Source organism: Peribacillus sp. FSL K6-5616, assembly GCF_038008245.1.
Taxonomy (GTDB): Bacteria; Bacillota; Bacilli; order Bacillales; family DSM-1321; genus Peribacillus; species Peribacillus frigoritolerans.
Genome location: NZ_JBBOYT010000001.1, coordinates 4,680,637 through 4,693,432, shown reverse-complemented (window position 1 = coordinate 4,693,432; position 12,796 = coordinate 4,680,637). Strand labels below are relative to the sequence as shown.

The window sequence follows — 12,796 nt, the reverse complement described above, 5'->3', positions numbered from 1 at the left end:
CAGTCGTTGAAATCCATTTACCCAATTACTTTGGGATTCTGCTTCTGACGAGAAGATGGATTCTGCACAGTAATTTCTTTTCACCTCCCATACAATGTGAGAATACACATTGTATGGGAGGTTTTTTGCTTATAAAGTTAGCCGTCCATTCACTGATTCCGCCTTGGTTCAGGGCTGATAAAAGGATTTAATCAAACGTTTGATTAATAAAAAAAGGTGCCGCTCCGGGCACCTTTTTTTAATTATCCGATACAGCTTCCACTGGTACGGCATTATAGTATTCTTCTAATGTAATCTTCGCTTCAAAGATTTCAGTTGCGGCATCGACACCAACATAGCGGATATGCCATGGTTCGTATTTATAACCTGTGATGTTTTCCTTGCCTTCAGGGTAGCGGATGATAAATCCGTATTCATGTGCATGTTCAGCAAGCCAGGCGGCTTCTTTAGTATCACCGAAGCAGTCTTGGGCAGCACATGCCCCATCGTGAGTCGTGACATCAATCGCGAGTCCCGTTTCATGCTCGCTTGTCCCAGGCATTGCACTGTAGGTTTTCGCTTTTTCTTCCCCGTCCTTAGCCACATAGTTATTAAAGACCTCGATCTGTCTTTGGTGAGAGCGATAAGCGGAAACTCCGGCAAAGTGCATATTGTCTTTTTCGGCAGCTTGGAACATTAATTCAAGAGCCTTTCCCGCTTCTTCTCGCATCATTCTTTTTTCGATTTTATCTTCAAAGATGAAATCCACATTTGGGTAGATAAGGTCAGCAGGTTTGTAATCTTCAGGCAGGCTGTATTGTTTATTGACAAGTACAGGTATGCTTTCCGGATGGGCCAACGTCTGAAGGCCAGCCTGTCCGGGTTTAGCCGCTTCATCAACCTCCACCTGGCGCTGGGCCGATTCTTTTGAATCATTATTCTTGTCGGTCTCAGTCTCTTTCTCAGTCTCCTGGGAGCTCTGCTGTTCTTCTTTTTGCTCTTTTTCATGCTCGCTGGTCAGGTCGGATGAACAGCCAGCCATCAGAATGAAAGATGATAGAGCGGTTGCTGCAAATATAGGTTTTAACATATGAAAGGCCCCTTGCTTTTAATATAAGATTTCCAATAAAAGTAGTTTTGAAAAATTATCGTGATAAGTAATCCCTAGTTAATTCACTTTGATATTTATCAAGAAATAAGCCAATCCAGACGACCATCAATAAAAATGGATAATCGTTACGGATTGCGGTTTCCACGACGGGATCAGACCAAAAGCTCGAAAGGAAACCAGATGACATCCTGATTGTCTCGAATGTGACAAGGGCGTGAAGCGATAACCAAAGAATCGTAAGGGTATTGGTCCCGAACCCAATGACCGCCGCTATGACGCTCAGCAAGGCGGCTGCTGCCCCGATCAGGAGGACATTGAAGCTTGATTGGAAAAAGTCGATACCGCTATTGGAAAGTCCATTATAAATGATAGCAGTAAAATAAACGGTTGTAGTGATATATGCAGCAAATAATAAGTATCGATTTCCGTGATACTTTGCCAGCAGCAATAAAAGCGGTGATAGGATGATTAATAGGACGCTGATGAAATTGCTTCCGCCTGTCCATAAAGAATAGCCGGCAACCGCCGAGAATAGGATGGTCAGGAGATCAAGAATCCGTAGTATGGACTTAAACATGTTGACACCTCTTTCTCTATTTATGCAAATTATCTCAAACTTTGATTCAAAAAGAAATAAATGACTATGGGTTTTTAGGAATTCTTACCATCATAGTATAACAAAGATTGTGGATATTTATTGGGTGTGGTAAAGTTAAAGTAATTGTTTATTGGTTCTTCAGGAGGTGTAATTGCATGCATGCATTTCTCATAACGCTTTTAGTGATTGTCAGTATAGCCCTCATTGTGACGGTATTGCTTCAATCAGGTAAGAGTGCAGGTTTATCAGGTGCGATTGCCGGCGGTGCTGAGCAGTTATTCGGAAAGCAAAAGGCACGCGGTTTGGACCTGGTTTTACATCGTGCGACAATAGTATTGGCGATTCTATTCTTTGCTTTAACTTTACTTGTTGCATACTTTGATGTGTAATGGATCAAAAATGAGTCTAGCTAAATAGCTAGGCTTTTTTCTTTGCACAATAGTTGCATGAATAGATATAGTGATTTTAGTACTTAATTATAGGATAGGGATTTTTAAAAATTCTATTTACTGATAAAGGAGTTTAAGGTCATGAAAATCAAGCTGCAGCAGCCCTTTACTTTTGAAGGCGGAAAAAGGGCTGTCTTACTTTTACATGGATTCACGGGGAATTCAGCGGATGTACGGATGCTGGGCCGTTACTTGGAGAAACAGGGGTACACCTGCCATGCCCCGCACTATGAAGGGCATGGCGTTCCCCCAGAGGAGCTGGTGAAAACAGGTCCGGAAGATTGGTGGAAAGATGTCATGATGGGCTACGATTTCCTGAAAAGCAAAGGCCATGAAGAAATTGCTGTTGCCGGACTCTCATTAGGAGGCGTATTTTCTCTTAAATTAGGTTACACTGTACCTATAAAGGGTATCGTATCAATGTGTGCGCCTATGTATATCAAAAGTGAAGAAATGATGTTTAAAGGAGTATTGGAGTACGCCAGAGAATTTAAGAAGTATGAAGGAAAAACTCAAGAGCAAATAGAGCTTGAAATGGACCTCCTTGCCGATAAACCGATGAATACATTGAAAGCCCTTCAGGAATTGATAACGGATGTACGGGAGCACGTCGATCTTATTTACGCTCCGACATTTGTCGTGCAGGGCCGGCATGATGATGTTATCAATCCAAAAAGTGCCGATATTATTATTGATTCCATTGAATCACCGGTCAAAAAAATCAAGTGGTATGAAGAATCCGGTCATGTCATAACCCTTGATAAAGAAAAAGACGAGCTGCATGAAGATGTATTGGAATTTTTAGAAAGTCTGGATTGGTCCGAATAACAAAAATATACCCTGAATAGGAGGGTTTTCATGGAAGATAACATTCAAGAACATATTAATAAGCTTCTGACATACATGACGGATGAAGCGTATAAGCCGTTAACGGTACAAGAACTGGAAGAGGCTTTGAAAATCGAAGACTCGGCAGATTTCAAGAATTTCGTTAAGGCTTTAGTAAAGATGGAAGAAAAGGGATTGGTGGTCAGAACGAGGAGCAATCGTTACGGCCTGCCGCAAAAAATGAATTTGTTCCGCGGTAAATTAACGGGGCACGCAAAGGGGTTTGCCTTTGTCACACCTGAAGACAACCCGGGAATGGATGATATTTTCATTCCGCCAAATGAAACGGGCACAGCTATGCATGGAGATGTCGTCATGGTACGGGTATCTTCGGAAACATCGGGCTCAAGGCAAGAAGGCACGGTCATCAGAATACTTGAACGCGGAATTACACAAGTGGTCGGTACATACTCCGAAAGTAAAAGTTTTGGTTTCGTCATCCCTGATGATAAAAAGATCGCAAACGATATCTTCATTCCACAGCATGCTTCACATGGAGCGGTAGAGGGACATAAGGTTGTCGTCAAGCTTACATCTTATCCTGAAGGACGCATAAGTGCCGAAGGTGAAGTCATTGAGATTCTTGGCCATAAAAATGATCCTGGTGTGGATATTCTTTCCGTGATCCATAAGTATGGTTTGCCGATGGAGTTCCCGGATGACGTCATGGAGCAGGCCAATGCCGTTTCCGATACCATTCAGGAAAGTGAAATTGGCAACCGCAGGGACTTGCGTAATGATGTTTTGGTCACGATTGATGGAGCGGATGCAAAGGATCTGGATGATGCCGTCACTGTTTCCAAGCTTGAAAATGGCAATTACAAGCTGGGCGTTCATATTGCTGATGTCAGTCATTACGTGAAGGAAGGCTCTCCAATCGATAAGGAAGCCCTGGAAAGAGGGACGAGCGTGTATTTGGTGGACAGGGTCATCCCGATGATCCCGCATCGTTTATCGAATGGCATTTGTTCCTTGAACCCACAAGTCGATCGTTTTACACTCTCATGTGAAATGGAAATCACGCCGGATGGCAAAGTCGTCAACCATGATATTTTTGAAAGTGTCATTAAAACGACGGAACGTATGACATATGGCAATGTGAACAAAATCCTTGTCGATAAAGATGAAGAACAGCTTGAACGCTATGAAGCGTTGGTGCCGATGTTCCAGGACATGGAAAAGCTAGCGGCCATCCTTCGCAAGAACCGGATGAACCGCGGTGCGATCGACTTTGATTTCAATGAAGCGAGAGTAATCGTTGATGAAGAGGGCCATCCGACTGATGTGGTTTTACGTGAAAGGTCGGTTGCGGAAAAGCTGATTGAAGAGTTCATGCTTGCTGCTAATGAAACCGTTGCTGAGCATTTCCACCGTCTTGACGTGCCGTTCATTTATCGTATTCATGAAGATCCCAAGCCGGAAAAACTGCAGCGTTTCTTTGAATTCATTACGAACTTCGGATACATTGTAAGGGGATCGGCCAATGACGTCCATCCTAAGGCGTTACAGGAAATCATTGAGGCGGTTGCCGGTAAACCGGAAGAAACGGTCATATCCACCGTCATGCTTCGTTCCATGCAACAGGCGAAATATGATCCGGAGAGCTTAGGCCACTTTGGTTTATCTGCTGAGTTTTATACACATTTCACATCGCCGATTCGCCGTTACCCGGATTTGATCGTGCACAGGTTGATCAGGACCTACTTGGTGGAAGGTAAAATGGATGAAGCTACGAAGGAGAAATGGAATGCCAATTTACCTGAGATTGCCGATCATACATCGAAACGTGAACGTCGCTCAGTCGATGCCGAGCGGGAAACGGATGATCTGAAAAAAGCGGAATACATGCTGGATAAAATCGGCGAAGAATATACCGGGATCATTGGTTCAGTCACGAATTTCGGGATGTTCGTCGAGTTGCCGAACACGATTGAAGGACTTGTCCATGTCAGCTTCATGACGGATGATTATTATCGCTTCGATGAGCGTCAGCTAGCAATGATCGGGGAACGTACCGGTAATGTATTCCGGATTGGCGATGAAATCGACGTTCGTGTTTCCAACGTCAATAAAGAGGAACGCGCCATCGATTTTGAAATTATCGGCATGAAGGTAAGCCGTCCGCGTCCATCCGGCGAGAAGAAAATATTCAAAGCCAATTCAGGTGAACGCAAACGCGGCCGAGGCGGCAATGGAGGACGTAATGAAGGAAAAGGCGGCGGCCGTAATGGGGATTCGCCTTCTACTGGAAGAAAACCGAAAAAGAAGAAAAAATTCTTTGAAAATGCGCCAGCTGCCAAGCGCAAGAGAAAACCTAAAAAGAGATAAAGATTGAGGCGGGGGGATGATTCTTTCATCCTCTTGCCGCGATTGGATGTAAAAGGGGAGAGTTAGATGCCAAAAGGCTCAGGTAAACAACTAGCACAAAATAAAAAAGCATATCATGATTTCTTTATTGAACAAACGTTTGAAGCGGGAATCGTTTTAAAAGGGACCGAAATCAAAGCAATCCGTGCGGCCCGAGTGAATTTGAAGGATGCCTTCGCTAAAATAGAAAATGGCGAAATTTATCTTCATAATATGCACGTCAGCCCTTATGAGCAGGGAAACCAGTTTAACCATGACCCGTTGCGGACACGGAAACTTCTTTTGCATAAAAAAGAAATCAGTAAACTGATCGGTGTGACAAAGGAAACAGGTTACACCATTGTCCCGTTGAAAATGTATTTAAAGAATGGCTTTGCCAAAGTTTTAATCGGACTGGGTAAAGGGAAGAAACAATATGACAAGCGTGATGACCTGAAGAAGAAGGAAGCGAAGCGTGATATTGAACGTGCTTTCCGTGAACGTCAGAAGATGTAGAACTGCCAAGACCTTACAATTGATTTTTTGAACCAATCTGTTATAATTAATCCTGTACCGATGACAATTGAATATCAGCCAACTTGCTGACTATTCTTCTCTCGTACGCTCCATTTATATCATGGGGACGTTACGGATTCGACAGGGATAGTTCGAGCTTAAGTTGCGAGTCGAGGGGATCGGCCTCGTTAAAACGTCAACGCCTATAACTGGCAAACAAAACAACAACCTAGCTTTCGCTGCTTAATAACAGTCGATAGCTGTTCCTCCCTCCATGGCCCACGTGGTAGGGTAAGGGACTCACTCTAAGTGGGATACGCCGGAATCCACCGTCTGAGGATGAAGGAAGAGACCAATCAGACTAGCTGCTCTGCCGCCTGTCGATAGGCTAATGAGTTCGCGAAATGCGAATATATCGACTACACTCGTAGAAGCTTAAGTGCCGTTATGTCTGGACGTGGGTTCGACTCCCACCGTCTCCACCAATACATATATTGGTGGTTTTTTATTTGTTTTTTTTTCGTCGTTTTTGTCGAAAAATCGATAAATCGTATAATTCGCAGATATATCAGGATTTTTCGTTGATATATCTCCAATTTCGAAGATATATTCCCGATTTCGCAGATAAACTGTACAATTTCCATCATTTGCTGTAGAATCCTTTTGAAGAAAATAGGATTGGAGCGATGAAATTGATTGTAAAAAAACGAAAAGTTCCTCTTGCCGTCCGCAAATTACGTGCATTAGCGTGCAGGCTTCCTCCGAATCACCCTAAAGTTCCCATAATCATGAACGATCTCAAAAAAAGGGAAGCGGGCTATAAAGGGGAATGTTCCATTGATTTTCCATTAAGCTTTCTTGAACCGAAAAGCTATTTCATCTTCCACGATTTAAGGCTTCAGGATCAATCCCGATTTTTTCAACTGGATACCTTATTAATCTCCAAGAAATATGCGCTTATCATTGAAGTGAAGAACATTGCAGGGTCGATCTATTTTGATCCGCATTTCAATCAGCTCATTCGAACGATAGAAGGAAAAGAAACGGCCTTTCCAGATCCCGTCACACAAGTCAGCCGACAGGAATCACAATTGACCAATTGGTTCTTGAAAAACGGTTTTCCCTCACTGCCCATCCTTTCATTGATTGTCATCAGTAATCCCCAAACAATCATCCGTACAGCTCTTGAAAACCATGAACTCCACTATAAAGTTATCCATCGCGATGCACTTCCCGCTAAAATTAATCAAATGGAGCATTCCATAACAGAATCCAGTTTTAGTGAGAAAAATTTGAAGAAAGCAATTCGCGTAATGAATAATCACCACATCGATGCGGACTTTTCTATTCTGGAACGATACAATCTTACCGAAAAGGACCTAATTAAAGGAGTGATTTGTGAGAATTGTAAGGGCAATAAATTATTTAGAAGGCATGGCACATGGCTTTGCAATCAATGCCAACTCTCCAGTAAAAAAGCACATATCCCGGCTTTACGAGATTATTATTATCTATTAGGCTCGACCATAACGAATCGGCAGTTGAGGAACTTTTTAAACATTTCCTCTTCATCCAGTGCAACGAGGATCTTGCAATCATTGAATCTGACAAGCAGTGGTGCGAATAAGGGGAGGGTGTACAGCCTGTATTTTGATGAGTGATTTCTGGGTGATCTTGCTCTGTAAAGCCATGTGATAATAACTCATAATACCTAGACTTTAAATTCGGGGCCATATTATCATGTAATTTAAAAAATGCATGCTTCAATAAAAACAATTCGTAGCCTAATTTCTTAATTTTCTCTTCTTGATTCATTAAATATCCACTCCAATGCAACGCTGCGCGTTCAGCAGTTTTGCAGCAACTAAGCCCTATGATAAAAAAAGACTCAAAAGAAGCTTCTCTTGAGTCTTTGTTCCGTTTCTATTCTTTTAATTCCCTGCCCATTCCCTTGAGAAAGTGAACGCCAAAGCCGATTGCCCGGTTTATGTCTGGATCATTCAATGTTTTCATTAATTCCAGAACGCCGATCTTCTTTTCGGCCTGAAGGAATTTGTTTCCTTCATCGATTCCTGCAAGTGCACTGTTCAGCAGTTTCGTGGATTGTGCAGCATCGGCGTTCATCAAGGCTCCTGTTGCACCCATAAGGGTATTGATCAGGTTTGTTACAGGTTGCCTTGTGATTTGTTGAAGTGCGATTTTAGCAATTTGTTCTTTTCCTTGAAGCATGGAGGTCGCGGCTTCGAATACTCCCGAGTCATTCAGTTCATTGACGATTTTAAACATATTGTTCAAGGCATCTTCATTATCGGTGATCAGCGTTTTCAGTTCTTCCAGTTTTTGTAGCTTTATTTCTTCCTCAGTAATGGAATTATGGATTTCCGTTATAGGAGCTGCCATGATCTTCACCCTCCTTGTTTATTTATCCGTTAAGTGAACATACCCTGGACGGGCCCATTTACGTTCAACCTCGACACCATTTTGAGGATGACGTTTTTTGTTCCGTGGATTGGTACCCGGTAATGGAATGTCTCCGTTTGCGCTTAATACTTCCATGCGGACCATCGTCTGTTTGTAAGCAGGCGTGCTTGTACGGCGATCATAGATGGGACCGGTCAGGAAGTTAATGGCAGAGTCTTTATCGACGGAGTTCATCGGTAAAAATAGCTCATTATTTTTAACACGGTCTGTGATCAATGCTTTTAACTTAACGGCCCCGAATGGAGACACTAAGCGAACGAGTCCGCCATCACTGACTTTGCGTTCTTTGGCAAGTTCTGGTGAAACCTCGACGAAAATATCAGGTACTTTCGATTGGATTCCATTGGATTTGTTCGTCATATTGCCTTCATGGAAATGCTCCAGCATGCGTCCATTATTGATATGAAGGTCATATTCTTCCGGGAATTTATGAGGTTCCACCCAGTCAGCCAGTGCAAAGCGCGCTTTTTTATCAGGGAAGTTGAAGCCATCCACATAAAGAAGCGGCGTGCTTGATCCATCATGGCTCCCCCAGAGGAAGCTGTTCCATCCTTCCAGCACTTCGTAATTCGCTTGGCTGAATATCGGTGACAGGCTTGCCATTTCGTCATAGATTTCACTAGGGTGAGAGTAGTTCCAATTCGCACCTAAGCGGTTGGCGATCTCTTGGGTGATTTCCCAGTCCGCTTTAGAATCTCCCATAGTGGGAAGGGCTTTATATAATCGCTGTACACGGCGCTCCGTATTGGTGAACGTTCCGTCTTTTTCAAGAGATGGAGCTCCGGGCAATACCACGTCGGCATATTGGGCTGTCCTTGAAAGGAAAATATCCTGGACAACAAAGAAGTCCAATCCGGATAACACTTTATCAACATGGTTGGCATCCGCGTCAACAAGTGCCATATCTTCACCTACAAGATACATCGCCTTCATGTCGCCTTTTTCTATCGCTTTAAGCATTTCAATATTGTTCAAGCCTGGTTGGCCATCGATTTTCACTCCATAAGCTTTTTCGAATTTAGCACGTGCCACGTCATCGGTAACATGCTGATATCCTGGAAGCCATGTTGGAAGTGTACCCATATCGCAAGCGCCCTGTACATTGTTATGGCCGCGAAGCGGATAGGCTCCCGCTCCTGGACGACGGTAGTTACCCGTAGCCAATAGCAGGTTGGAAATTGCCGCCGAAGTATCGGAAGCACCGGTGTTTTGTGTAACGCCCATTCCCCAAAGAATGCATGTTCCGTCTGCATCGCGAATGGTCTCAGCTATTTGGATCAATGTTTCTCTTGAAATGCCTGAGTGTGTTTCTGCATATTCCAGGGTATATTTTTCAAGTACTTCTTTATAATCGTCGAAGAAGTTAACATTTTCATTGATGAATTCTTGATCATGCCAGCCGTGATCGATCATATATTTTGTAACCGCCATCAACCAAACTTGATCCGTTCCTTGTTTTGGGCTGATATGGATGTCGGAACGTTCGGCCATTTCGTTTTTACGGATGTCAGCTACAATCAGTTTTTGTCCGTGAAGCTTATGTGCCCGTTTAACGCGAGTCGCCAGTACGGGATGGCCTTCTGCCGGGTTGGCACCAACGATGATGACAAGTCCTGCTGCGGCGATATCCTTGATCGTACCAGCATCTCCGCCCATGCCAACTGTACGGAACAGTCCGTCTGTTGCCGGAGATTGACAGTAACGCGAGCAGTTGTCGACGTTATTCGTTTCGAACATTTGCCGTGCCAGTTTTTGAATGACATAGTTTTCTTCATTCGTAATCTTGGATGAGGAAATGAAGCCTACTGAATTTCCGCCGTATTGCTGTTTGATCGAAGCCAGTCTGGACGCAACCAAATCAAGTGCTTCATCCCAGCTTGATTCAACGAATCTTCCGTTTTTCCGAATCAGGGGCTTTGTCAAACGTTCTTCCGAGTTTACGAAGTCCCAACCGAATTTCCCTTTGACACATGTGGATATCGCATTGACGGGTGCTTCATGAGTAGGTTGGACTTTAAGGATTTTACGGCCTTTTGTCCAGACTTCGAATGTGCATCCAACCCCACAGAACGTACAGACCGTTTTTGTCTTCTTTGTCCGTGTCTCTCGCATTGCCGCTTCAATCTCCGAAATGGCAAAAATCCCGCTGTATCCAGGCTCCACTTCTTTGACAAGGTCTATCATTGGTTCCAGCATATCGTTTTTCAAGCCTGACATGAAACCAGCTTCGCCAAGCATCGATTTTTCCATTAATGCATTACATGGACAAATCGTTACACACTGTCCACAGCCTACACAAGATGAGTTATTGATTTCCGTTCCTTCATCCCAGATTACCCGAGGGCGTTCTGCTTCCCAGTCGATGGACAGCGTCTCGTTGACCTGAAGGTTTTGGCACACTTCAACACATTGCCCGCATGCGATGCATTGATTGGCATCATAGCGGTAAAATGGATGGGACATATCGACGGCACCCAATTCCACTTTCGGTGTATAAGGATATTTTTGGTGTTCAATTTCCATTAATTCTGCTGTGTTATGTAGTTTGCAATTTCCGTTATTATTATCACATACAGTACAGTATAAAGAATGGTTTTCCAGTATCCGGTCCATGGCCTCGGTTTGGGCTTCTTTTGCCTTGCTTGAGTCCAAGGCTATATCCATGCCGCTCACTGCTTTTGTCGAACATGACCGGACGAGTTTCCCATTAACTTCGACGATGCATGTGTCGCATGTTTGGATCGGATCCACCTCGGGAACATAACAAATCTGTGGGTGAGCCATCTCATTTTGGTTGATGACCTCCAGTATTGTCGCACCTTCATTAGCGGTATAAGCCTTCCCGTTGATTGTGATGGTGATGTTTGAAACGCTCATTATATTTCCCCCTTTTATAGCCAAAAAGACGCAAAAAAACCACCATGATTACACCTCCGTCTCTGAACGGAAATGTAGGTCATGGTGGAATAGTTTAATAGCAAAGCTTGCCAATATACCAATCCATACCATAATGGATAATTTTAAAAAAGATAGGACACAACAGTACACTATCATGCTCCCAACTTTCATCATTGATATTATACCTTTTATTATGAAAAGAAACAATCCTGGAAAGAGGGTATCATTCCCAAATCCCTTTCGTTTTTCTTCGCGTTGATTTATGATAAGAAAATTGAGAACTTAATTTTTCTTGAAATGGAGTGACGCAACGGTGTCAAAAGTTATCCATGAATTCAATGATATGATTCGTAAGCTGCGCAAGGAACTATTCGGTAAAGGACCAGAACGCATACACACGGTTTTCGTGGAAAATATGGCCGTTTCTACGTTATATGGGAATTTGACTCCTACGGAAATGTTCATATCAAGATCGGAGGAAGGAAGGGATATGGTCCATTCTGCACGAACCAAAATGGTTCAGGATGTGTATTCGGAGAGTCCTCCTGATGGAATGGAAGATCTGGTTGGAGCTAAACTGCTCCATTTGTTTTCGGACATCAAAATCAAAGAGAATATAGCGATTTCCGTATTCGTATTTGATAAGAATATAGCGGACAAACTCAACGGGCATTGACCATGCTCCTACATATTGGTCAATTGGCTCCTGGATAGTAAAAGGAGTGGGAACATGAAAGCGATTGAAATCAAGAGGGACATCATCCGGATAACCAAAGGTAACATCGAGCGGACGGAAGATGCGATCGTAACGGAGCATCCCGTTACTGTCAAAATAAATGGCCAGGAATTCGTCACGATGGTTTGTACACCTGAATACATCGAGGATATGGTGATTGGTTATTTGGCTTCGGAAGGAATCATCAAAAAATATGATGAGATAAAAGAAATCTGGGTCCAGGAAAAAGAAGGCTTTGTTCATGTGAAGACGGATAAAGTGAATCCCTACTTCCAGGACTTTCAAAATAAGCGGTATATTACATCATGCTGCGGAATGAGCAGACAAGGTTTCGTCTTTGTAAATGATGCATTGACTGCCAAGAAAATGGATGATGTTTCGGTGAAACTGACTCCTGATGACTGCTTCCGCTTGATGAAGGATTTACAAAATTCTGCTGTCACCTTCCAGAACACGGGCGGAGTCCACAATGCCGCTTTATGTGATGCCAATGGCCTCGTATTAAGCAGGATGGACATCGGAAGGCATAATGCCTTGGACAAAATATACGGGCATTGCTTGAAAAATGGCATTTCGATGGAAGGGAAGGCTATCGTGTTCAGCGGCCGGATTTCATCGGAAATTCTCTTGAAAGTGGCGAAAATCGGCTGTGAACTGATACTCTCGAAATCCGCTCCAACCGAATTGGCTTTGGAGTTGGCTGAAGGATTGGGAATCACGACGGTCGGGTTCATTCGCAATGATTCACTGAATATCTACACATGTCCTGAAAGAATTCTATTGAATGACTGAGC

Annotated in this window: 11 protein-coding genes and 1 other RNA gene; 8 read left to right on the top strand and 4 right to left on the bottom strand. The window is 43.4% G+C overall.

Annotated features, from left to right (window positions below; all coding sequences use genetic code 11):
* Nucleotides 1-238 precede the first annotated feature (238 nt).
* The gene (locus MHB45_RS22825; protein WP_048688066.1) at nucleotides 239-1,069 is read right to left on the bottom strand and encodes a M15 family metallopeptidase; all 831 of its coding nucleotides are present in this window, start codon (nucleotides 1,067-1,069) and stop codon (nucleotides 239-241) included.
* Nucleotides 1,070-1,124: 55 nt separating this feature from the next.
* Complete coding sequence (locus MHB45_RS22820) at nucleotides 1,125-1,667, bottom strand: hypothetical protein (RefSeq protein WP_048688068.1); 543 nt, start codon at nucleotides 1,665-1,667, stop codon at nucleotides 1,125-1,127.
* A gap of 176 nt (nucleotides 1,668-1,843) precedes the next feature.
* On the opposite strand from MHB45_RS22820, the gene secG reads away from it, so the two are divergent.
* From secG to MHB45_RS22790, 6 genes are all read left to right on the top strand, one after another.
* Entirely contained in the window at nucleotides 1,844-2,077 is a 234-nt protein-coding gene (gene secG, locus MHB45_RS22815) for a preprotein translocase subunit SecG (protein ID WP_034309999.1), read from the top strand.
* A 141-nt stretch (nucleotides 2,078-2,218) separates the two neighbouring features.
* A complete protein-coding gene (locus tag MHB45_RS22810) occupies nucleotides 2,219-2,965 on the top strand; it encodes an alpha/beta hydrolase (RefSeq protein WP_048688071.1) in 747 nt (248 codons plus the stop codon).
* Nucleotides 2,966-2,995: 30 nt separating this feature from the next.
* Nucleotides 2,996-5,353 carry a ribonuclease R gene (rnr, locus tag MHB45_RS22805; protein WP_048688073.1) on the top strand — a complete coding sequence of 786 codons (2,358 nt, stop codon included), beginning with the start codon at nucleotides 2,996-2,998 and terminating at the stop codon, nucleotides 5,351-5,353.
* A 66-nt stretch (nucleotides 5,354-5,419) separates the two neighbouring features.
* A complete protein-coding gene (smpB, locus tag MHB45_RS22800) occupies nucleotides 5,420-5,887 on the top strand; it encodes an SsrA-binding protein SmpB (protein WP_048688075.1) in 468 nt (155 codons plus the stop codon).
* 123 nt (nucleotides 5,888-6,010) lie between these two features.
* Nucleotides 6,011-6,372: a transfer-messenger RNA gene (gene ssrA / locus MHB45_RS22795) on the top strand.
* Between the two features lie 201 nt (nucleotides 6,373-6,573).
* On the top strand, nucleotides 6,574-7,548 hold the full coding sequence (locus MHB45_RS22790; protein ID WP_237766576.1) for a nuclease-related domain-containing protein: 975 nt from the start codon (nucleotides 6,574-6,576) through the stop codon (nucleotides 7,546-7,548).
* Nucleotides 7,549-7,810: 262 nt separating this feature from the next.
* Here MHB45_RS22790 and MHB45_RS22785 read toward each other — a convergent pair whose 3' ends face one another.
* Complete coding sequence (locus MHB45_RS22785) at nucleotides 7,811-8,287, bottom strand: DUF1641 domain-containing protein (RefSeq protein ID WP_048688078.1); 477 nt, start codon at nucleotides 8,285-8,287, stop codon at nucleotides 7,811-7,813.
* Nucleotides 8,288-8,305: 18 nt separating this feature from the next.
* Nucleotides 8,306-11,245 carry a formate dehydrogenase subunit alpha gene (gene fdhF, locus MHB45_RS22780; protein ID WP_340908112.1) on the bottom strand — a complete coding sequence of 980 codons (2,940 nt, stop codon included), beginning with the start codon at nucleotides 11,243-11,245 and terminating at the stop codon, nucleotides 8,306-8,308.
* Nucleotides 11,246-11,579: 334 nt separating this feature from the next.
* Here fdhF and MHB45_RS22775 point away from each other — a divergent pair, with 334 nt between their 5' ends.
* Entirely contained in the window at nucleotides 11,580-11,942 is a 363-nt protein-coding gene (locus tag MHB45_RS22775; protein WP_048688083.1) for a DUF2294 domain-containing protein, read from the top strand.
* A 54-nt stretch (nucleotides 11,943-11,996) separates the two neighbouring features.
* Complete coding sequence (gene fdhD, locus MHB45_RS22770) at nucleotides 11,997-12,794, top strand: formate dehydrogenase accessory sulfurtransferase FdhD (RefSeq protein WP_048688085.1); 798 nt, start codon at nucleotides 11,997-11,999, stop codon at nucleotides 12,792-12,794.
* The last annotated feature ends 2 nt before the right edge of the window (nucleotides 12,795-12,796 follow it).